The 22877-nt window shown below is 56.7% G+C and carries 18 protein-coding genes; 8 read left to right on the top strand and 10 right to left on the bottom strand.

All coding sequences use genetic code 11. The features are described from left to right. Positions 1-25: 25 nt before the first annotated feature. The 3 genes from AC2FLU_RS19395 to AC2FLU_RS19385 form a co-directional block, all read right to left on the bottom strand. On the bottom strand, positions 26-2386 hold the full coding sequence (locus tag AC2FLU_RS19395) for a xanthine dehydrogenase family protein molybdopterin-binding subunit (RefSeq protein ID WP_496812082.1): 2361 nt from the start codon (positions 2384-2386) through the stop codon (positions 26-28). An 80-nt stretch (positions 2387-2466) separates the two neighbouring features. Next, a complete protein-coding gene (locus tag AC2FLU_RS19390) occupies positions 2467-2949 on the bottom strand; it encodes a (2Fe-2S)-binding protein (protein ID WP_496809429.1) in 483 nt (160 codons plus the stop codon). Between the two features lie 28 nt (positions 2950-2977). Continuing rightward, positions 2978-3526 carry an SRPBCC family protein gene (locus tag AC2FLU_RS19385; RefSeq protein ID WP_480520524.1) on the bottom strand — a complete coding sequence of 183 codons (549 nt, stop codon included), beginning with the start codon at positions 3524-3526 and terminating at the stop codon, positions 2978-2980. Between the two features lie 181 nt (positions 3527-3707). On the opposite strand from AC2FLU_RS19385, the gene AC2FLU_RS19380 reads away from it, so the two are divergent. The 5 genes from AC2FLU_RS19380 (at position 3708) to AC2FLU_RS19360 (ending at position 11599) form a co-directional block, all read left to right on the top strand. Then, entirely contained in the window at positions 3708-4388 is a 681-nt protein-coding gene (locus AC2FLU_RS19380) for a response regulator (RefSeq protein WP_480484332.1), read from the top strand. A gap of 45 nt (positions 4389-4433) precedes the next feature. Continuing rightward, positions 4434-5603 carry an FIST N-terminal domain-containing protein gene (locus AC2FLU_RS19375; protein ID WP_480520526.1) on the top strand — a complete coding sequence of 390 codons (1170 nt, stop codon included), beginning with the start codon at positions 4434-4436 and terminating at the stop codon, positions 5601-5603. A 3-nt stretch (positions 5604-5606) separates the two neighbouring features. Continuing rightward, entirely contained in the window at positions 5607-7820 is a 2214-nt protein-coding gene (locus AC2FLU_RS19370; RefSeq protein WP_496809428.1) for a hybrid sensor histidine kinase/response regulator, read from the top strand. Positions 7821-7920: 100 nt separating this feature from the next. After that, positions 7921-10098 (top strand): Tex family protein, encoded by a 2178-nt coding sequence (locus tag AC2FLU_RS19365; RefSeq protein ID WP_496809427.1) that lies wholly within the window; start codon positions 7921-7923, stop codon positions 10096-10098. Between the two features lie 304 nt (positions 10099-10402). After that, complete coding sequence (locus AC2FLU_RS19360) at positions 10403-11599, top strand: acetate/propionate family kinase (RefSeq protein WP_480520532.1); 1197 nt, start codon at positions 10403-10405, stop codon at positions 11597-11599. Here the strand turns inward: AC2FLU_RS19360 and AC2FLU_RS19355 are convergent. The 5 genes from AC2FLU_RS19355 to AC2FLU_RS19335 all read right to left on the bottom strand — a co-directional run bounded on the left by AC2FLU_RS19355 (position 11596) and on the right by AC2FLU_RS19335 (position 16578). Further along, complete coding sequence (locus AC2FLU_RS19355) at positions 11596-12363, bottom strand: citryl-CoA lyase (RefSeq protein ID WP_496809426.1); 768 nt, start codon at positions 12361-12363, stop codon at positions 11596-11598. The two genes, AC2FLU_RS19360 and AC2FLU_RS19355, sit on opposite strands and share 4 nt — an antisense overlap. Beyond that, entirely contained in the window at positions 12360-13544 is a 1185-nt protein-coding gene (locus AC2FLU_RS19350) for a CaiB/BaiF CoA transferase family protein (RefSeq protein WP_480520536.1), read from the bottom strand. Before AC2FLU_RS19350 ends, AC2FLU_RS19355 begins: the two co-directional genes overlap by 4 nt. Continuing rightward, positions 13537-15048, bottom strand: a complete 1512-nt coding sequence (locus tag AC2FLU_RS19345; RefSeq protein WP_480477308.1) for a tripartite tricarboxylate transporter permease — start codon at positions 15046-15048, stop codon at positions 13537-13539. Before AC2FLU_RS19345 ends, AC2FLU_RS19350 begins: the two co-directional genes overlap by 8 nt. 1 nt (position 15049) lies before the next feature. Then, entirely contained in the window at positions 15050-15532 is a 483-nt protein-coding gene (locus AC2FLU_RS19340) for a tripartite tricarboxylate transporter TctB family protein (protein ID WP_496809425.1), read from the bottom strand. 65 nt (positions 15533-15597) lie between these two features. Next, positions 15598-16578 (bottom strand): tripartite tricarboxylate transporter substrate binding protein, encoded by a 981-nt coding sequence (locus tag AC2FLU_RS19335; RefSeq protein WP_480625505.1) that lies wholly within the window; start codon positions 16576-16578, stop codon positions 15598-15600. A 108-nt stretch (positions 16579-16686) separates the two neighbouring features. Between AC2FLU_RS19335 and AC2FLU_RS19330 the strand changes: the two genes are divergently transcribed. The 3 genes from AC2FLU_RS19330 to AC2FLU_RS19320 are packed head-to-tail and all read left to right on the top strand — an operon-like array spanning position 16687 to position 19698. Beyond that, entirely contained in the window at positions 16687-17355 is a 669-nt protein-coding gene (locus AC2FLU_RS19330; protein ID WP_267366073.1) for a response regulator transcription factor, read from the top strand. Continuing rightward, on the top strand, positions 17345-18712 hold the full coding sequence (locus AC2FLU_RS19325; RefSeq protein WP_480477302.1) for a sensor histidine kinase: 1368 nt from the start codon (positions 17345-17347) through the stop codon (positions 18710-18712). The genes AC2FLU_RS19330 and AC2FLU_RS19325 overlap by 11 nt, the downstream gene beginning before the upstream one ends. Next, complete coding sequence (locus AC2FLU_RS19320) at positions 18691-19698, top strand: ABC transporter substrate-binding protein (RefSeq protein WP_480606797.1); 1008 nt, start codon at positions 18691-18693, stop codon at positions 19696-19698. The genes AC2FLU_RS19325 and AC2FLU_RS19320 overlap by 22 nt, the downstream gene beginning before the upstream one ends. Positions 19699-19706: 8 nt before the next feature. Here the strand turns inward: AC2FLU_RS19320 and AC2FLU_RS19315 are convergent, their stop codons facing one another. After that, positions 19707-20981, bottom strand: a complete 1275-nt coding sequence (locus AC2FLU_RS19315) for an HlyD family type I secretion periplasmic adaptor subunit (RefSeq protein ID WP_480520546.1) — start codon at positions 20979-20981, stop codon at positions 19707-19709. 41 nt (positions 20982-21022) lie between these two features. Then, the gene (locus AC2FLU_RS19310) at positions 21023-22762 is read right to left on the bottom strand and encodes a type I secretion system permease/ATPase (protein ID WP_480520548.1); all 1740 of its coding nucleotides are present in this window, start codon (positions 22760-22762) and stop codon (positions 21023-21025) included. Positions 22763-22877: the final 115 nt, after the last annotated feature.

Below are 22877 nucleotides of genomic sequence, written 5' to 3'. Positions count from 1 at the left end.
GGCTAACCCCTCGCACCCCAACCTCTCAACCATGCATCGCCGTCCAAACGCGTGACGGGCTCATCGGCATGTCGATATGATCAACAGCCCTTCCACCCGAGTTCAACGCATCCAGCACCGCGTTGACCACCGCAGGCGGTGAGCCGATCGCTCCGGCCTCGCCGCAACCCTTCACACCAAGCGGATTGTGTGTACAGGGCGTCTGGCTTGAATGATCGACGCTGTAGAACGGGACGTCATCAGCGCGTGGCATCGCGTAGTCCATGAAGGACGCGCTCAGCAGTTGGCCATTCTCGTCATAGGCACAGTTTTCAAGCAAGGCCTGACCGATGCCCTGACCAATACCGCCATGCACTTGTCCATCAACGATCATCGGATTGACGATATTGCCGAAGTCATCCGCAGCCGTGAACTTCTCAATCGTGACCTGACCTGTGTCCGGATCAACCTCGACCTCACATGCATAAGCCCCTGCCGGGAAAGTAAAGTTGGCCGGGTCATAAAACGCGGTTTCTTCCAGTCCCGGTTCAACTTCCAGCGGATAGTTGTGCGGGACATAAGCCGTGAGGGTCACATCCCCCCATGCCACCGACTTGTCGGTCCCCGCAACACTGAACTGACCGTCCTTCAGCTCGATATCCGCCTCGGACGCTTCCAACAGGTGGGCGGCGATCTTCTTGGCCTTGTCGATCACTTTTTCGGTCGCCTTGACCATCGCCGATCCACAAACCGCCAGCGAGCGTGAGCCATAGGTGCCCATGCCAAACGGGATCTTCGAGGTGTCACCATGCACGATCTCGACCATCGACTCGTCGATGCCGATCATGTCGGCCACAACCTGCGGGAAGGCCGTCTCATGCCCCTGACCATGGCTGTGCGCGCCGACCATGACGCTGATCGAACCGGTGGCATTAACCCGAACGGTCGCGGCATCATAAAGACCCGCCCGGGCCCCCAGCATGCCAACGATGTTCGACGGCGCGATACCGCAGGCCTCGATATAGCAGTTGACACCCAGGCCCCGCAGCTTGCCGTTGGCCTCGCTTTTTGCACGGCGGGCGGCAAAGCCTGCCAGATCGGCAGCAGCCTCAAGCTTGTCCATTGTCCCGTTGTAGTCCCCGGTGTCGTAAGTCAGCGCCACTGGCGTGTCATAGGGGAACTGCGTGACAAAGTTCTGGCGACGCAGGGCGATCGGATCCACACCCAACTCGCGGGCGGCCTTGTCGATGACACGCTCCAGCTGGAAGGTTGCTTCGGGGCGGCCAGCGCCGCGATAGGCGTCCACCGGCACCGTGTTTGTAAACATCGCCTTCACATTTACCTGAATGACCGGGGTCTTATAGTTGCCTGCCATCAGCGTCCCGTGCAGCCATGTCGGCACCGAGCTGGAGAAGGTCGAAAGATAAGCGCCCAGATTGGCATAGGTGTTGGTCCGCAGCCCGATAAAGTTGTTATCCGCATCCAGAGCCAGTTCAATCGTGCTGACATGGTCACGACCCTGCGCATCCGACATGAACGCCTCGGACCGGCTGGCGGTCCACTTGACTGGGCGGTTGCAGGCTTTGGCGGCAAAGGTGCAGAACGCTTCTTCCGCATAGTGGAATATCTTGGTGCCAAATCCACCACCCACATCCGGGGCCACGACGCGGACTTTATGTTCCGGCAAACCCAGAACGAAGGCGCACATCAACAAGCGGATGACATGCGGGTTCTGCGAAGTGGTATAGAGCGTATATTCATCCGTGCCCCGGCTGTATTCCGCCACGGCCACGCGCGGTTCCATCGGGTTGGCGACCAGCCGGTTGTTCACCAGATCCAGCTTGGTAACGTGCGCCGCGTTGGTAAAGACGTCGTTCACCTTTGCGTCGTCGGCCTCACCCAGCTGCCAGTCGTAGCAGATGTTGTTTTTCAGATCGTCATGAACCAGCGTCGCGCCTTCCTGCGCGGCGGATTTCATGTCGATCACGGCGGGCAGTTCCTCGATATCCAGATCAATAGCCTCAACCGCGTCACGGGCCTGTTCCAGACTGTCAGCCACCACGGCGGCAATGGGATCGCCCACGTGGCGCACCTTGCCCTGTGCTAGAATGGGATGTGGCGGTTCCTGCATCGGTGCGCCGTGCTTGTCGGTCACTTCCCAGCCACAGGGCATTCCGCCCACGCCTTCAAAGTCTTTGCCGGTGAATATCCTGACCACGCCGGGCATACCCTCGGCCGTTGATGTATCCACAGAATTGATCCGCCCATGCGCGATGTCGGACCGCAGGAAATATACGTAAGCCTGGCCACGTACATTGATGTCGTCGGTGTAGTTGCCTGCTCCGGTCAGAAAGCGGACGTCCTCGCGCCGCTTGGAGCTGGCTCCGATGCCACTGTCTTTGGGCATTGCTTGTTCTCCTCCCATAAACGGATGCTGTTGCACCCTTCACTTGTCCCACGGGCGCAACATTTACGCCCGCAGCGGCATCATTCCGCGGCGATACTGCCGACGTCCTGGCCAGAGGCGGCCATGATCGCCTTGACGATATTGTGGTACCCTGTGCAGCGGCACAGGTTGCCTTCCAGGTATTTCCGGATTTCGGCCTCAGATGGGCGCGGGTTGTCTTTCAGCAGCGCTGCGGCGCTCATCACCATACCCGGAGTACAGAACCCGCATTGAAGGCCGTGATGATCCTGAAAGGCTTGCTGGATCACGTTCAGCGAACCGTCCGCATTTGCCTGACCTTCGATGGTGCCAACATCAGCGCCGTCGGCTTCGACCGCCAGCATATTGCACGACTTCACGGCCTGACCATTCACATTTACAACGCAAGCGCCGCACTGGGCCGTATCACAGCCGACATGCGTGCCCGTCAATGACAGTTGCTCGCGCAGAAAGCCGGACAGTAATGTCCGGCCCTCGACCTCGCCGCTTACGGCCTTGCCGTTCACGGTCATGGAAATTTTCATGACTTTCTCCTCCCTGAATTCCAACGGTTCAACCGCCCAATACGCGCTTGAACCAACCTTTTTTTGCTTCGCCTTCTTCATCTTCGGCCGAAGGTTCGGCTTGAACCTGATCCGAGGTTTCCGGATCGGGCGTTTTTTCCGGTTCGACCGCGTTCTGAAAGTTTTCAAAGAACCGGTCGGCCATTTTTCTGGCGACTCCATCAATGACCCGGCTGCCAAGCTGGGCCAGCTTGCCACCGACACGTGCGTCGACGGTATAGGTCAGCAGAGTACCTTCGGGCACATCAGACAAACTGACATCGGCCGCACCCTTGGCAAAACCCGCAGCCCCACCCTTACCTTCACCCGAGAGCTTCACGCTTTCAAGCGTTACGATATCAGAAAGGGTAACGGCCCCTTTGAAGGTCGCTTTGACGGGGCCAACTTTCTGCACCACCGTCGCTTCGAACCCGTCATCGACCGAGCCCGTCATTTCCTGACATCCCGGAACGCATTCTTTCAGAACCTCAACCGACAAAAGCGCATCCCAGACCTTGGATCGCGGCGCGGCGATGACGCGGCTGTCGCTAAGCTCCATTTCTCTTCTCCAGGTGTTTTTTCTTACGCTACGTGGTGTTTTTCGCCCTGCCTATTAGACCTTGGGTGTAGGTGACGCCGAGCCGGTCTTATGTACGACTTTGGGCCAGTAGGCGCAGATTACTTTCGTTGTTAGGATTGGGTAAGCTGGGGACAATCTGATTGAAAAAAGGCAATACCAAATGCTTGCTGACTCCGTTGTAAGGTCTGGCTTCGAGAAAGTGCTGATCGTCGATGACCACCCCCTGTTTTGCGACGCGCTGTCGATGACCTTGCAAAGCGTGGCGCAGATCGGCGAAATCCATACCGCAGACCGACTGGAAGGCGCGATGGAACTTCTATCAGGGGGGCTGAAACCGGACGCGGTCATGCTGGACCTCAACCTGCCGGATGTGGAAGGGCTGGACGGCCTTGTCCGTCTGAAGGCTGCTGCGAATGCCCCGGTTATTGTGGTGTCCTCGATGACGGATAATCGCGTTGTCAGTCAGGTGATTCAGGCGGGTGCATCGGGTTATGTACCCAAGCATAGCCAACGCGATGTGTTTCGCCTGGCATTCGAGACAGTGCATTCCGGCAAAGTTTTTGTGCCCGAAGGATGCGTTCTGATCAATGTTGAAGAGGATGAACACGCCGACGCGGTCAATCGGCTTGCGACACTGACAAATCAGCAAGCCCGCATCCTGCAACTGATCTGCGAAGGTAAACTGAACAAGCAGATTGCCTATGACCTGTCCATTGCGGAACCCACGGTCAAAGCGCATGTCACGGCAATCATGCGGAAACTGGGTGTGCAAAGCCGGACGCAAGCCGTTCTGATTGCAAAGAAAGCTTCGTTTGCCAGCGTCTTGCAAGACCAAGGCTAAGCGTCATACTCTCACCACATCGTCGCGCTTTAGGGAGGAGGCTCGATGGACCAAGCAGTCGGGTGGGCGACAGCCCGGACCGGTGCAACAGGCATCGTCAAAACGGCTTTCGTGCGTTACGACACCGGGCAGGCGCTTGGGGTGCTCGAACGTCAAATCGGGGCTGAGCCACTTGCGCTGGTGATATTGTTCGTCAGTCCGAACGCGGACGCCGCTGCGGTCATTGCCAAAGCCGAGCAGGTGTTTGCGCCTACGCCGGTGGTTGGCTGCACCACCGCCGGAGAACTTGCGGATAGCGGTTATTGCGAAGACCAGATCGTCGCAATCGGCCTCCCGCAATCCCATTTCGACACGCGTACGGTCCTAGTTTCCGATCTGAACGATTTTGAGGCGGAAAGCATCATCAACGAGATGATCCACAACCGAAATGCCATGATGGTCACGGCGCCCGACTGGAGCCATGAGTTTACGTTCCTGATGATCGACGGATTGTCGACCAAAGAGGATGCGTTGACCTCCGAGTTGGCCGTCGGCTTGGGGCCGGTGCCATTGTTTGGCGGATCGGCCGGTGATGGAACCCGGTTCGGGCGTACCTATGTGCTGCATCAGGGCAAGGCACTGAGCAATGCTGCCATACTGACTCAGGTTCGTACGCGGTGCCCGATCAAGGTGTTCAAAACGGATCATCTGGTTCCAACGACCCGGCGTATGGTCGTAACCAAGGCGGATCCGGCAAAACGCATCGTTCAGGAGATCAATGCCGAGCCCGCCGCCCGCGAGTACGCCCGTATCCTTGGCAAGGATCCGGAACAACTGACGACATTCACCTTTGCGGCGCACCCCGTTGTTGTGCAGATTGGTGGGCAGCATCACGTCCGCGCCATTCAGCAGGTGGCGGGCAACGGGGACCTTGTCTTTTTCTCGGCCATTGATGAAGGGCTTGTGCTGACGCTGGCCGAACCAAGGGACATGGTAGAGCACCTTGAGGAAGAAATCGGCCTTCTGACCGAGAAACGGCAACCCGACACAATTCTGGGCTGTGATTGCATTCTCCGCCGACTGGAAGCGCAGGAAAAGCAAAAGACACGCGAAATCTCGGACATTCTGGCCCGCAATCACGTTGTCGGATTTTCAACTTACGGAGAGCAGTACAACTCTATCCATGTGAACCAAACTCTGACGGGTGTTGCGATTTATCCGCCCGAGAAAGAGTAACGCATGATCGAGCATCTTACTGACCCGTCGGACTCGGTTGACCGCCAGAACGAGAAACTTCGCAAGATCGCCGAAGCGCTGATGCGTCGGGTAGAAGAATCCACCGATGCGTCAGGCGCAGCTTATGCGCAGTTTCAGCGTGCGGCCGTGCTTGAACAAGAGGTCCGCGCCCGGACGAATGATCTGGAACGTGCCCTTGAATTGCTGAACGATTCCAATGCCAGATTGGCACAGGCGAACAAGGACACCGAAGCCGCACGCGCGGATCTGGCCAATGCAATCGAAACGGTGCAAGAGGGGTTTGCCCTTTTCAATCGCGACGAAAAACTGGTGCTGTGTAACAGCCGTTTTGGTCTGCATATGCCCGACATTCAGGAGCGGCTGAGCCCGGGATTGAGCTTTGCCGAATATGTCGAACTGGTCAGCCGATCAGGGTTTCTGTCCCTGCCTGAAACAATGACACCGACAGACTGGGCCAAAAGCCGCCTGGATCGGCACACGGACGATCATGTGGTGTTCAACGTCCGGCTTGTTGGCAATCGGTGGTCACAAGTGTCCGAACACCGCACGCCGGATGGCGGCACTGTTATTCTGCAAACCGATGTGACCGATATCATGCGGATCGAACGGCGGGAGCGTGACCGGATACTGGATGACAAGGCCAGGCTGATCCGCGCAACGCTTGAACATATTGAACAGGGCGTTTGCATTTTTGACAACAAACACCGTCTGATCGGGTGGAACAACCGCGCTAGCGAGTTGCTGGCCATTCCAATCGCACAGTTTCAGACGGGAACCCGGTTTGAATCGCTGTCCAATCGCCTTGGCGCGAACATCAGGTTCCAGAAGGGGGTAACGGAAGCCGATCTTCTGAACTGGGTGACGCGGCAAACCTATCGCCGTCCTCTGCAATTTCAGATGCACCGTGGAAGGTCGAAGATACTTTCTGTTTTTGCGCAGGAAATGCCCGACCGCGGTTTTGTGATATCCTTCACCGATGTAACCGCAGAACGAAAATCCGCCCAGGCCTTATATGAGGCCAAAGAATTGCTGGAACAGCGCGTAACATCGCGCACGATGGAACTGGCTGACGCTTTGAACGAGGCCGAGCGTGCAAACGCATCCAAGTCGCGATTTGTGGCAGCGGCCAGTCACGACCTGTTGCAACCTCTGTCAGCGGCAAAGCTTTATGTTGCATCGCTGGGCAGCGGTCTGGACAAAGACGACGCAAGAACCGTTGCAGGAAAGGCTGAAAGTGCGCTGAACAGTGTTGAACACATTCTGGAAGCGCTGCTGGATATCTCGAAACTTGATTCAGGGCGGGCCACCGCGCATTTGTCGACCATAACAGTGAGTACGCTGTTTTCGCAGATGGAAGATGCGTTTCGCCCGGTGGCGCAGGCAAAAGGGCTTGAGCTGTCTTTTGTTGACACGAACGCGCGCGTGACCAGCGACGCCAGCTATTTGCGTCGGATTTTGCAGAACCTGCTTTCGAACGCGATCAGGTATACCGAGGTCGGAAAGGTTCTGGTCGGTGTGCGGCGTCGCAAAGGCGCAATTGCCTTGCAGGTCTGGGATACAGGTATCGGTATCGCGTCAGACCAAAGAGACCTCGTCTTTCAGGAATTTCAGCGCCTGCATTCTGATGCCAGCGCCGCAGAGGGTATGGGATTGGGCCTTGCAATCGTGGAGCGCGCCTGTGGGCTGTTGCAACATCCAATCCAGCTGTATTCCGAAGTAGGCAAAGGAACTGGATTCTCGGTCGAAGTGCCGTTGGCGCAGGAAGAGCAGACCATTTGCAGCAGCGCCCCTGCGGCCCGCGATCCGGGCTCCAAGGTCCTTGGTAACACGGTCGTATTGTTGATTGAGAATGATGAAAACCTCCGTAGTGCACTGACCATGACCATCGAATCCTGGGGGGTTGAGGTTCTGGAGAGCGAAAGCGAAGACGAAGCAATCAATCTACTTCGTGAAATTGACATTCTGCCTGACGCAATAGTTGCCGATTTTCAGTTAAATCACGATAGAACCGGTGTTGACGCGATACATGCCCTGACGCACGAGTTTGGCCCTCTGCCCGGCTGCATTATCTCGGCCAACCGATCACCTGAACTGGCCGAGCGTTGCAAGCGCGCCAATCTGCCTTTGCTCTACAAACCGCTAGATGCGCAACTACTGCGCTCAACGCTGGAATCGTCGATTGCACGCCGCAACTGAGCGGCGTCAATCTGTGACCGGTTCAGATTGAACCAAGGGTCTTCCCCTTGCCGAAACAGCTGGTTAAGAAGTTCTTCCAGCGTCGTTTCAGGAGGCCCCATTGGACCGTATCGCCCGCACCATCGCCACCGAGATTAATGCACGATCCGAGCAGGTCGGTGCCGCGATCAAGCTACTGGACGACGGAGCAACCGTGCCTTTTGTCGCCCGGTATCGAAAAGAAGCAACCGGAGGATTGGACGACACCCAGTTGCGTCTGCTGTCCGAGCGGCTGACCTATCTGCGCGAGCTTGAAGCGCGGCGTGAGACCATCCTGAACTCGATCAAGGATCAGGGCAAACTGACAGAAGATCTGAGCCAATCCATAGCGCGTGCCGAAACCAAAGCGCAGTTGGAAGACATTTATCTGCCATACAAGCCAAAACGGCGCACCAAGGCTATGATTGCGCGCGAAAATGGGCTTGAACCTTTGGTTGACGCTATTCTGGCGGACCGCAACTGCGACCCTGAAACATTGGCCGCGGCGTACCTCACCGAGGCGGTAACGACGACCCGGGATGCATTGAACGGCGCGCGGGACATTTTGACCGAGCGGCTGACGGAAAACGCCGCACTGCTGGGCGAATTGCGCAGCTTCATGCAGCGCGAGGCCCTGCTCAGCGCAAAGGTCATCGAAGGCAAGGAAAAGGACGGCGCAAAGTTCAGCGACTACTTTGACCATGCCGAATTGTGGGCAGACGTGCCGTCGCATCGGGCATTGGCGATGCTGCGGGCATCCAAAGAGGGCATCGTCACGCTGGATATCGCGCCTGAACCGGAATTTGGTGCCGCGCGGGCCGAGACGATTGTTGCCGCTCATCTACAGACACGTGGCACGGGGCCGGCAGACGCATGGTTGCGCAAAGTCGCGGGCTGGACATGGCGGGTAAAGCTTTCGCTGTCCATGATGGTCGAACTGATGGCCGATCTGCGCAGCCGGGCGCAGGACGAAGCCATTCAGGTCTTCTCGCGAAACCTCAAGGACCTGCTGTTTGCCGCGCCGGCAGGTGCCAAGGCGACATTGGGTCTGGATCCGGGCATTCGTACGGGCGTAAAGGCTGCTGTCGTTGATGCGACCGGCAAGGTCGTTGCCACTGACACCTTGTACCCATTTCAGCCGAAGAATGATTTGCGTGGCGCACAGGCCAGTATCCTCAATCTGATATCTGCTCATCAGATCGAACTGATCGCAATCGGGAACGGGACTGCCAGCCGTGAAACCGAAAAATTGGTTGCAGACACTCTTGCGCTACTACCCAAGACGGTGAAAGCACCAACAAAAGTGGTGGTGTCAGAAGCTGGGGCTTCGGTCTATTCCGCCTCTGAACTGGCTGCGCGCGAGTTTCCGGATCTGGATGTCTCGCTACGTGGTGCGGTCTCGATTGCGCGCCGATTGCAGGACCCTTTGGCCGAGCTTGTAAAAATCGAACCGAAATCCATTGGTGTCGGCCAGTATCAGCATGATGTGGATCAGCATCGCCTGTCACAGTCGCTGGATTCCGCGATCGAGGATGTGGTGAATGCTGTCGGGGTCGATCTGAACACAGCGTCCGCCCCTTTGCTGTCACGCGTATCAGGTCTGGGGCCAGCGCAAGCCGAAGCGATTGTCACCCACCGCGATCTGAATGGGCCCTTCCTATCGCGGAAGGATTTGCTGTCCGTCGCCCGCCTTGGACCGCGCGCGTTCGAACAATGCGCCGGCTTCCTGCGCATCAGGGACGGTTCCGAGCCGCTGGATGCGTCTTCGGTACACCCCGAAGCCTATGACGTTGCGCGCCGGGTTGTTGCCGCCTGCGGCCGTGATATCCGAAACATCATGGGCCATAATGGCGCTTTAAAGGGGTTGCGGGCGGAACAATTTGTAACTCAGGATTTCGGCCTGCCGACGGTTCGGGACATCTTTGCCGAACTTGAAAAGCCCGGACGCGACCCCAGACCCAGTTTCGTCACCGCATCATTCACCGACGGTATCGAAGAAATCACCGATCTGAAACCCGGAATGGTTTTGGAAGGCACAGTCACCAACGTCGCGGCTTTTGGCGCTTTTGTGGATATCGGTGTGCATCAGGATGGGCTTGTTCATGTCAGCCAGCTGGCGGACCGGTTTGTCAAAGATCCGCATGACGTGGTTAAGACCGGGCAGGTGGTTAAAGTACGTGTTGTCGATGTTGATGTCCCGAGAAAGCGCATTGGGTTGACCATGCGAAAACAAAGTGGCGGCGGACATCGTCGCGCGTGATCGCAAAACGACGCGTGATGAAGTGCGCTGCCTTCTTGAAACCGCGTTTTGAGGGGCGTCAGCTTAGTATCTTGCACGTGGTTCAATCCATGATTACGACTGGGACGACCGGAATGAAGGTGATGTTGGCGCTACAGAAACGGCTGTGCTAATTGATCTTTTCTTTCTTGAAAGTTCGAAAAGACCGGGGTTGTCGCGGTGGGCTGGTTCGTAGTCTCTTGTATAACGTCTGAAGCACAACCTTGGCCCAATGCGGATCTGTAAACTTCCTGAGCTTCACCTTTTCGTAAACCAGAGGGTATGCATGACACATGTCGTGACACTGAATGCCGGATCGTCTTCGATGAAGTTCGGCCTGTTCGAACTGACAGAAGACGATCCAATCATGGTGTGCACCGGTGTGGTCGAACGGATCGGCGAGCCTGAGCCAACCGTCAAGGCGCGGTCATCTGGCGGCGGAGTTCTGGCGAATGGCACGGCAGGAGATATTCACGATCATGCCGCCGCCCTGGACTGGGTACTGAACCTGTTGTCACGTGCCTTCCCCAGTTGCGAGGTCACCGCGGTTGGGCATCGTATTGTTCACGGCGGACCTGAGATCGATACGCCATTGCCGTTGACCGCCGCTGCTTTGGAGGAGTTGGACAAGCTCTCTCCGTATGCACCTCTGCACCAGCCGCACAACCTGGCTGGCGTCAAGGCAGCTATGGAACGCTTTCCAAATGCCGCCCAGATTGCCTGTTTTGACACGGCCTTTCATCGCAATCACCCCTGGGAGAACGACGTATTCGCCCTGCCGCGCGAGTATTACGACAAAGGCGTCCGCCGCTATGGTTTTCACGGGCTTAGTTATGAGTACATCTCGGACCATTTGGCCAAAACCGCGCCACTTTTGCACGCGGGGCGGGTTGTGGTCGCGCATTTGGGTAACGGTGCGTCGATGTGTGCCATGATCGGGGGGCGATCCGTCGGTTCGACCATGGGGTTTTCGTCGTTGGACGGGCTGCCGATGGGATCACGTTGCGGTCAGCTCGATCCAGGTGTTTTGTTGTATCTGATGGATCAGGAAGGGTTGAGCGCCTCAGAGATTTCCGACCTTCTGTTTCGCAAATCAGGTTTGCTGGGTCTGTCCGGACTTTCAAGCGACATGCGCACTCTTGAAAAAGCAGATACCCGTGAAAGCCGACAGGCCATCAGCTATTTCACTTTCCGCATCCGCCGCGAACTTGGGGCAATGGCCGCAATATTGGGCGGTATTGATGCCCTGATCTTCACTGGTGGTATCGGAGAAAACTCGCGTCTTGTACGCGACAGGGTATGTTCCGGAATGGGGTGGCTGGGGATTGAACTGGATCCCGATGCCAACGCGGACAATGATCGGATAATCTCGACAAATCTGTCCCGTGTGGTGGCCATGGTTATTCCGACAAACGAAGAGCTGGTTATTGCCCGTGCTGCCGCAGATCTGTTGACAAATCGATCCCATCGGAAAAGTGCTTAGCCCGGCTGGTACGTCCAGCGATACGAGGGTGGGGTCGGCCCTTTGTTGCGACCACCTTGCTGCATCTGCTCCCAGGCATGTGCCAGAATACCCACTGATCGGGACAGGCAGAAAAGGCCGCGCGCCAATGGTGGCGTAAACCCAAGCTCGGCATAAATAACTGCGGTTGCGCCATCGATGTTCATCGGGACGGGTTTACCCTTACGCCGCGCAAGCTCTGCCTCGATCTGCTGCGCAATGCGCATGACCTGCCCATCGCAAGCACCGGTTTTCACCGCTTCGGCGACCAGTTCCATCAGGCGCGGCGCACGAGGGTCTGTGGGTGTGTGAAACCTGTGACCAAAACCCGGAAGTATCTTTCCGTGGCTTTCGATCCTCGCATTGATTGCCTGCTCCAAAGTGCCAGGGTAAAGGCCCACAAAGTGGTAGAGTTCCACGGTTTGCTCGCCAGCCCCTCCATGAATGTCGCCCAACATGTTCACGGCGCTCGCCATCGCGTTGTTGAGAGGCAGGCCACAGGTCACCGCCATGCGCGCGGTCGCAATCGATGGGGCCTGCGGACCGTGGTCGACTGCCGCGACCAGCGCGGCTTCGAACAATTGGGCCTGCGCTTTTGATGGGTGGTCGCCGCGTACCATGAACCAGATCATCTCCGCGAAACCCAGGCGTCCGATCAGGTTTTGAATCGGCTCTCCGCGCAGGTCGATCCGGCCAGGTTCCATATCGATGATGGATGTTGCCCACCAATCTGACACATCGTTCATATGATCCCCTCTCTGCGCAGCGCGTCGATTTCCGCGTCGGTCAATCCGATTTCAGACCACACTGCCTTGTTGTCGGCCCCAAGTTTTGGTGGCGCGATTTGCGGCATTCGCCGGGTGCCATCCATTACGACGGGACTACCTGCAAGCTGCATCTGTTCGCCGTGAACCTGTAAAGAGCCAATCAGACCGCGATCGTAAAGTTGCGGGTCTGCAAGGGCCTCTGGTACGGTCAGAACTTGCCCAGCTGGAACACCCAAAGCGTTTAATTCACTCACCCATTCGGCCGCAGCCTTCGTTTTCAGGGTTCGTTCCAGTTTTGTACGTAAGGCGTGGCGGTTTCTTTTGCGGTCTTCGCGCGTTGCGTAATCAGCGTTGTCCAGAAGATCATCCCGCCCCAGACAGCGGGCAAGTGCCTGCCATTGCTCGTCCCGATTGGCCGCGATGTTGATCGGGCTGTCCAGCGTGGCAAATGTCCCTGAGGGGGCCGAGGTTGTGTTCTCATTCCCGTGTGCTCCGGGTGTTACGCCGCCCACAAGATAATTTGAAACAACCCAGCCCATCGTCGAAATTACGGCTTCGGACATCGCAACATCCAGATACGCGCCGCGCGGGTTGGCGTTCAATGCCGCCGCGACTGCAAAGGCAGCCGTCATCCCCCCGACCGTGTCTGCCAACGGATAGCCGACGCGATAAGGTGCCGTGTCGGGGGCGCCGGTGATTGACATCACGCCGCTGATACCCTGCACAATCTGGTCATAAGCCGGATCGCCGCGCCGGGGGCCATCCTGCCCGAACCCGCTGATGGCGCAATAGATCAGGTTGGAATTGACGTTGCGCAGAACTTCGTAACCAAGACCAAGACGATCCATTACTCCGGGCCGGAAGTTTTCCACCAGAACATCGGCTGACTGGACAAGGCGTTTCAGCAGCGCCTTGCCCTTTTCCGATTTCATGTCCAGCGTGACAGATTTTTTCCCGGCATTCTGCGCCAGAAAACTGATCCCCATCCCCGCCTTGTTTCTGGCAGGATCGGCTCCCAGAACGCGAGCAAGGTCGCCACCATCGGGGCGTTCGACCTTGATCACGTCGGCACCCATCAATGCCAGTTGGTAGCAGCAATACGGACCCGCGAGGACATTGGTCAGATCGAGAACCCGTATTCCCGCCAGCGGGTCAGTCACCTTCGGCAACCCCTTCCGCCCGGGCCTGTGCACGGCGCGCGCGGTAGCTGGGCAGGAGCACCAGAAGCGCCGCGATAACCAGCAGACCCAGCGTCATCGGGCGTTCCCAGATAAAGGCGATGCCATCGTACAACTGCATGGACCGTGAGAAGTTGTCTTCCATCATGCCGCCGAGGATGAAACCAATCAGCAGTGGTGCCAATGGGTAATCAGCGAATTTCAACGCCGTTGCGCATACCCCAAAACCTACCAGTATCAGCAGTTCGGTTGCATTGTTCTGCCCGATATAGGCCCCCATCAGAGTAAAGAACAAAATAAAGGGGATCAGATAGTTGCGCGGCACCGAGAGAACTTTGGCAATGTAGGGGATCAGCGGCAGATTCAGGATCAGAAGCACCAGATTGCCAATGAACATGGACATGATGACCGCCCAAAAGATCTGCGGCTCGTCCAGCATAAGGCGTGGGCCCGGCGTCACGTTCAGCGCAATCAATGCGCCAAGCAGGATCGCCGTCGTACCCGATCCGGGAATGCCCAGGGTCAGCAGCGGTACGAACGAGCCGGTACAGGCGGCGTTGTTTGCTGTTTCAGGCGCGGCCAGCCCTTTGATTGACCCTTTGCCGAATTCGTCCTGCTCGGCTTTTGGGGCGATGTTACGCTCGACCGCATAGCCCAGAAAACTGGCAATCGTTGCACCGGCACCCGGCAGAACGCCGATGAAAAACCCTTGGATAGACTGGCGGCCAATCACCGGAGCAATGGCTTTGGCTTCCTCCCTGCTTATGCGCAGGTCCTTGATTTCGCCTTCTTCGCCCTTAAGGTCCTTGGGTTTGAGAACAAGAAACAGAGCTTCGGGTAAGGCGAACATGGCCATTGCAAGTGTGATAAAGCCAAAACCCGACTGCAAATCCATGATGCCCATTGTGAAGCGGGGCATGTTGAACAGCGCGCCTTCGCCGACGGTTGCCATAATCAATCCAAGGATTGTCATTATGATAGCCTTGGCAACCTGACCTGTTCCCGCGAAAGCGGCAATGGCGGACAAGCCGACAACCATCAGCGCGAAATACTCGGCCGAGTGGAAAAGCAACGCAACAGAGGACAGGGCAGGAGCGAAGACCATCAACAGCAACGCACCGAACGTGCCACCTGCAAAGCTCGCAATTGCGGCAATGGTCAAGGCTTTGCCCGCTTTGCCCTGACGGGCCATCGGGTAGCCGTCAAAGCTGGACGCGACGGTACCCGCGACCCCCGGGGCATTCAGCAGAATAGAAGAGGTCGAGCCACCAAAAATGGCGCCATAATACACGCCGGCCAGCAGGATCAGCGCGGCCGACGGGTCACCCATGGAAATTGCCACCGGGATCATGATGGCGATGATCGACATCGGGCCCAGACCCGGAAGCATTCCGATGAATGTGCCGATCAGACAGCCTGCGACGACCATCAGCAGGTTTTGCAGTGAGAATGCCGTTTGCAGGCCAATCAGAAGTCCTTCAAGCATGTCAGCCTCCGAAAATGCCGGGCAAGGGGCGCATGTAAATGCCAAGGACTTCCTGAACCAGATACCAGACTGTACCGGTGGCAATCAGGGCGACGAGAAACATGAGATGCCATTTGCGTTCGCCCAATATAAATGATCCTAAGATTAGGAAGGCCGAGGTTGAGATCAGAAACCCAACAGGGCGCAGGCACAATGCGTAGACGACCATCAGAACCAGCAGCATGATCGCCTGACCAAGATGGTAATCGCCCAACCGCCGATAATCGATTTCAGGTTCGCTGGGTTCAGCCTTTTCAAAGCCCAGCAGAATGATCGTGGCCGTGATGATGCCCAGAATCGACAGCACTTTGGGAAAAGTGCTTGGCCAGATGGGATTTCTTTGCATGAAAGGAGGCAGACTACTGTCCATCGTGAACCAAGCGGCGTAGCCATATGTTATACAAACACCCAGAAGAATGAGCGCGATCCAGCGATCCAGCGCCATGGGACCCCCTCCTTTTTTGGTCGTCAGAGATGGCAGAGCGGGTTACCGCTCTGCCCAAGTTGGATTCAGAGGAAGCCCAGCTTTTTCATCAGATCACCGATCTGTTGTTCCTGCTGCTCAAGAAATGACCGGAAATCATCGCCCGAGTTGTGGATGTTCACCCAACCGTTGCGTGCACGAACCTCTTCCCATTCCGGGGTGTCGTACATCTTTGCAATCGCGGCCTGATAGGCTGCAAGCTTGTCCTCGGGCAGGCCCGGGGCCGCGAAGAAGCCACGCCAGTTCACAAAGGTGGTGTCTATGCCCTGTTCTTTCATGGTCATCGCGTCTGGGGCGGCGTCAACACGATCTGCCGATGTAACGCCAATGATCTTGACTTCACCTGCGTTGGCCAAATCGACGGCCTCCGAAAAACCCGTAGACAGGGCTGCGATCTCACCGGACAGAAGGGCAGCCATGGCTTTGCCACCTGCATCATATGGGATGTATTTCACGCCAAGCGCATCCTTCCCAGCGGCTTCCATCACCATTGCTGCGACCAGGTGGTCCATGCCACCAGGAACTGAGCCACCGCCAATGGCCGTGTTGCCCGGGTCGGCGTCGAAGGCAGCAAGTAGATCACTCATAGAGTTGATAGGGCTGTCTTTGCCGACAACAATTGCTGCGTAATCTCCAATCGTGCCCGACACCAACGTCAGGTCGCGGAAGTTGTGTGGAAACACGCCAGTCAACGAACGGATCACGATAGGCGTGGAGTTTACCATCAACGTCCCGTGGTTGCTGTCGGCGTTTTCAATCAGATAGCCGATGGCTTTGCCGCCACCACCGCCTGACATGTTTTCATAAGACGCGGTGCCCACAAGACCGGCGTTGGTAAGCGCTTCGCCGGTGCCGCGAGCGGTACCGTCCCAACCACCACCGGCGCCGCCGGGGATCAGAAAGTGGATGCTGTCCACCAGCTGGTCTTCAGCCAGAACGGGTCCTGCAAGACCTACAGCAGCAACAGCTGCGATCAGGGCGCGACGGCCCAGTTCGAAAGTTGTCATGATGTCCTCCCATTTGACAACGGGCCGCATGGCGGCTCAGATTGGGAAGAACAAAAACACACCAACCTGACATCAACCTGTCACGCGCGAGAATAGTATTAAAGCCCGATGAAATTTCTGCTTGTCGAAGACAATCTAGACCTCGCAAACGCGATCAGTTCCCGCATGAGGTTGGACGGGCATGTGGTTGATAACGCGTCCACATTAGGCGATGCAACTGCCTTTGTTGAAACTCAGGAATACGATCTGATCCTGCTGGATATCATGCTGCCGGATGGGGACGGTCGCGATTTCCTCAAGCGTCATCGCGCGAGCCATTTGGACACGCCAGTAATCGTTTTGACGGCCCGCAGTCAGGTTTCTGATCGAATCGGCTCGCTTGATCTGGGCGCTGACGACTATGTCACCAAACCGTTTGATCATGCCGAACTTGAAGCGCGCTGCCGCGCTGTTCTGCGCCGCAAATCTGGGAATACGAAGACAACGATTGAAGTCGGCGGCATCGTATTCGACCCTCTTGCAGGCCATCTGACGGTGGGTGACGAGACCGTGTCGCTGCGTAACCGTGAACTGCGCCTGCTGGAATTGTTCATTAGCGCACCTGGTCAGGTTTTTTCGAAACAAAAACTAACCGACCGGCTGTTTTCTTATGATGATGATGTCTCTGATAACGCGATCGAAGTTTATGTCGGCCGCTTGCGCAAGCATCTGGAACCCTCGGACCTGAAGATCACTACGTTGCGTGGGCTGGGATACAGGTTGGATCATGCCTCCTGATCCCAATGTGTCAGGATCACTGCGGAACAGGCTGGTTCTGACACTGATCGGTGGCGCGGCCATACTTGCGTTCCTGCTGTTTGTCGCAGTACGAAACTATGCTGCGCAGGTCGCGCTACAGGGGCAAGACAACATACTTGGCGCATCAGTGGCCTCTATCCTCGATGCGGCCGCTTTGCGGGAAGGCGTGTTGGAGGTCGATATCCCGTATGCGGCCTTCGCGATGCTAAGCACCCCTGCGGACGACAGAATCTTCTATTCTATCTTTCAGGACGGGTCGTTTCTGTCCGGATACGAGGATTTTCCACCGACCATAGGACCGCATGACGGCAAGTCGCTTTTCAGGTTCAGCCAGATTCGCGGTGAAACCATTCGTCAGGTCAGCGCCAGCCGGACTTTGGTGGGATTGGATAAGCAAACCGAGCTCGTGGTCGCGCTGGGGCAAACGCAAGATGCGTTGGCGGAGACTCTGGACCAGATTTCGCGCAATGCGGCGATTCTGGGCGTAGGGTTCTTTGCCCTTGCCGCCGCTCTTTCCTTTTGGGCGACGTCCTCGACCATCGGGCAGTTGAACAGGTTGACAACCTCTGTCACCCGCCGTGGCCCACAGGACTTGAGCCCGTTCAAAAAGCCGGTACCCCGCGAAATGGCCCCATTGGTTGCTTCACTGAACTCATTGATGGGTCGGCTTGATCAGTCACTGAGCCAGTCAGAAGATTTTATCGCCGAAGCGGCTCACCGCGTTCGCACCCCGCTTGCCACTGTCAGGTCATATGCTGATGCCACTTTGCAAAGGGTTGAAAAAGAAGAAAACCGCGAGGCGCTGCGTTCGATGGTGCGCGCCATTGACGAAAGCTCACGTGCAGCTGGTCAGCTGTTGGATCACGCAATGATCACGTTCCGGGCTGATCATCTTGAGCGGGAAGACATAGACCTGAACGCCTTGGTCCGTGACCTTGTGCAGCGCCTAACACCAATTGCCGAGATGAAGGACCTGTCACTGTCGCTTTGTGGCGACCCACAGGTCATGTATTCAGGTGACCCCATCCTCATTCAAAACGCCGTACGCAACATGATTGACAATGCACTGAAATATGCTCCGGCCGACAGTTCTGTTCGCATCGAAGTCACTTCGGAACCACGGGTTCAAATCCGGGTAAAAGATCGTGGCACGGGGTTCCCCATAAACGAAATTGACACTCTCACGCGCCGTTTCGAACGGGGTAAGAACGCAAGTGGCACCATCGGGTCCGGTCTGGGCCTGACCATCGCGCGGGACGTTGCAACAGCGCATGGTGGAACGCTTGACTTGTCCAACAGGCAGGGAGGCGGCGCTTGCGTTACATTATCGCTTTAGTCTTCCTTTGGTTTCCTGCTGTCACACTGGCGCAAATCTGGGAGGATCGGCAAGTATTCAACGCCGAAGCAGACGAGGCGCATATTCGGGTCATCTCGAGCACGGATACGTTTTTGTTTGAGCCTATGATTTCCGGTTTTATCAAGGAGAACCCTGACATTTCTGTCGAGTATATGGTGACGGGTACTGCCGACATCGATCGAATCGTGCGTGCCGCACCGGAAGATTTCGATATTGTCATTTCCAGCGCTATGGACCTGCAACTGAAACTGGCCAATGACGGATATGGACGCGTGATCGATGACATATCTCTGCCGTCCTGGGCGCAGTGGCATCGCAGTCTTTTCGCCTTCACGTTTGAGCCCGCGACCATCGTGATCAACCGTGCCGCCTTTTCCGGCACGCCTATCCCGGAGACCCGACAGCAACTGATCGAAGCACTTCGAATGCGACCGGACAGTTTTCGGGGCCGGGTGGGAACTTATGACATCCGACAGTCCGGTCTAGGGTATCTGTTTGCGACGCAGGATGCCCGTGCGTCAGAAACGTTCTGGCGTCTGATGGAAGTCATGGGCGGTTTGGATGTGCGTCTGTACTGCTGTTCGGGTGACATGATTGACGACCTTGTCAAAGGCGAGATCGCCGTCGCCTACAATGTACTTGGCAGCTACGCGGATGCGCGCGCCGGGCACAAGGATACGCTTGAGGTTATTCTGCCGTCGGATTTTCAGACGACCATGATGCGCACGGCGATGGTGCTTGAAGGTACACCCGTACCTGAATTTGCCGCGTCTTTTGTCCGTCACCTTGTATCCAGTCAATCCAGCCGGGCAGGTGGCAGCCATACCCTCCCGCCTTTGGCGCCTTATGACACGGACGAAGAACGTGAAACGATCGGGCTGGATCCAGCGTTGATGACGTTTTTGGACAGATTAAAACGCCGCCGGTTTCTGGCCGAATGGGAAAGCGCGGTAATCCAGAGATAGCCCTGCCGTTATTCCCTAAATGCACGATTGAAGTAATCGGCCATCGGCTTGACAAGATAGGACAACGGAGTGCGCTCATCGGTTTTGATCAGTGTCTCAACAGGCATACCCGGCAAAAGTTCCTGACCGTTGAGACGGTCCATTTCACCATCATTCATAATCACCTCGGCGCGGTAGAAAGTGAAGCCGGACTGTTCATCCGTGAAAGTGTCGGCAGACACGTTTTTGACCTGCCCGTCCAATTCAGGTGTTTCGCGCTGATTGAAGGCCGGAAATCGCAGGGCGACAGGTTGACCCACGTGCAGCTGATCCACATGGATTGCGTCCACACGCGCGGCGACCAGCAATGGCGTATCCTGTGGGACCACATACATCATGGGTTCGCCCGGCTGAATCACCGACTGCAGGGCAAAGACCTGACTGCCGTAAACGGTTCCGTTGACAGGTGCGCGGATGTCCAAACGTGCCATCCGCTCGGACAGGGATAGTCGGCGTTCCGATAGTTCAGCAATTTGGGCCTGTACGTCTCGCAAAGTGGTAATCGCCTCCTCCCGGCGGGTTGCAGTCAGTTCAACGATCTGGATCTCGGTTGATGCGATCTGCCCTTTGAGGCGGGCGACAGCGGCTTCCAGTCGACCTATTTCACCTGTCAGGCTGGCTTCTTCCCGTTGCAGGGCCAGCACGCGACTGGTTTGGGTCAATCCACGTTTCAACAGGCTTTGCTGGTCTTCCAGCTCATCCTCGATCAACTCAACCTGACGGCGCAGGGAAACGAGTTGGGCTTGTGTGCCTTCGATCTCACTTTCGATCTGAACCAACTGCTTTTTCAGTTGTTCGTGCTGCTTGGACATTGTTTCCACCCGCGCGTCGAACAAGTTTTGTTGCCCTACAATCAGGTCGGGATCAATGCTGTATTCCTCCTGTACCTCGTGCAACTGCGCCGACAGCTCTTGCGACGAAAGCCCGTCGCGTTCGGCCTGAAGCCGGGCACGCCGGACCAGAAGTTCGAAAAGCTGCGCTTCCACAATCGTCTGTTCGGACAATAGGAAAGTATCATCCAGTCTCAGCAACATCTCGCCCGAGGCGACCACATCACCATCGCGTACAAAGATTTCGCCAACAACGCCGCCATCAGGGTGTTCGACCACCTGACGGTTGCTTTGTACCTCGATCACGCCTGAGGATACGATCGCACCAGCTAGGCGTGTCTTCACTGCCCAAAGGCCCAGTCCGCCGACCAAAATGGCAAGCGCGGCGAATCCTACCAGGGCGGGGATTCTCATACTCCAGGCCTGCGCCTGCTTCTTGGTCGTGTTTTTTGCCATTATTCACCTACGGGGCTAAGCTTGCGCTTAATCGCGCCCGCATTCTGCACCATTGCGCTGAGAACCTCGTCACGACTACCGAACTTGACCACTTGTCCTTTTTCGACAACGGCCAGATCGTCACATTCCGAAATGGCCTGCGGGCGGTGTGTCATGATGATCGCGGCTTTGCCGGCCGCCTTGAGCCCCCTCACGGCCGCGTTCAAGGCTTCGGTGCCATCCGCGTCCAGTGCCGAGTTTGGTTCGTCCAGAATAAGCAGAACAGGGTCGCCATAGAGGGCGCGGGCCAGAGCGATGCGCTGTTTCTGTCCACCTGACAACTGACTGTCATTGCCTTCAAGGAAGGTGCCATAACCTTTCTCCAAAGACAGGATCAGGTCGTGTGCATTGGCTTTTTTGGCCGCGGCCACCACCGCTTCGGAATCCGGGTTCTCCGACATCCGGGCGATGTTCTCGGCCACCGTTCCGTTAAATAGGGTAACCTGCTGCGGCAAATATCCGATATGGCTGCCCAAATCGTTGGAGTCATATTGATCCAGAGTGGCACCACCCAGCCGAATTTCCCCGGCTGCCGGATTCCAAAGCCCCAGCAACGCCTTGGCCAGTGTCGTCTTTCCCGACCCGCTTTTGCCGATGACACCCAGCGCCTTGCCCGGTTGCAGTTTCAGATTGACGTTCCGCAACGTTGGCGTTGTTGCCCCAGGGGGAATGACAGTCAGCGATTTTGCTTCCAGCTGCGCCTTCGGGATGGGCAAGCGGATCCGCTGCTCTTCGGGTGGGGTCTGATCCAAAAACCGGCTGAGGGAAGTCCAGGCTGTTCGCGCACGTTCGATCATGCCCCATTGGCCAACCGCTTGTTCGACCGGGGCGAGGGCCCGACCCAAAAGGATTGAGCCCGCAATCATCGCGCCCGGTGTCATTTCATTTTGCAGAACCAGCCACGCGCCCAAGGCAAGCATTGCAGATTGAAGAAACAGTCGTAGCGACTTGGTCAGAGATGTAAAACTGCCTGTCCAATCGCTGGCAGAAATGGTTTGGCGTAAGGCATTCGAACGCTGGTCCAACCACCGCTTTGTCACGTCCGCCTGCATACCTTGAGAGCGCACAACCTCTGCCGCTTGTCTCGCATGTTCCGCAAAGGCGTTTGCCCGCGCCGCTGCAGATTGTGCCTCGGCGACTTTCCTGCTGGTCAGCGCCTGATTGAGCAGTGCAATCACGACAAGTAGAACACCGCTTGTCACGGCCAGCCAACCCAGCAGGGGATGAAACAGGAAAATCGCGCCCAGAAAAACAGGCGTCCATGGTATATCCATCACCGCCAGCAGAACGGGGGACGAACACAGGTTTCGAATGGATTCCAGATCACGCAAGGCCGTCGCCGGGGCAGATCGTATTTGCGGCATAAGTGAACGCCGCAGCGTTGCTTCGAAGACGCGCTCATCCAACTGTGACTGGAACCGTGCGCCGAACCGGGCAACGATGCGTCCGCGGGCAAAATCCAGCATCGCCATCAGCGCATAAAGCAACGCCACCAACAAAAACAACGCTGTCAGTGTTTCCACCGCACGCGAGCCCAATACCCGGTCATACACCTGCAACATAAACAATGGGCCTGTCAGCATAAGCAGGTTCACAAAAATGCTGAACAAGAACGCCAAAGCAAGGAACGCGATCCCCTGATTGCGCACATTGCGCAGTTCATGTCGGGGGGCCGCGGATACGCGGTGTTCAGGTTTCAATGTTTTAAATCCATATTATTCGGAGATGCGACCCCGCACTTAAAAAGTTAGATCAGCCTTGCCAAGTTTGCACATCTTTTTTTGGGCAAGAAACCGCGGGTCCTTGGCGTAAAGA

Source organism: Ruegeria sp. SAZD013 (assembly GCF_059612525.1).
Note: the sequence above shows the minus strand (reverse complement) of the source record. Positions and strands in the feature narration are given on the sequence as shown.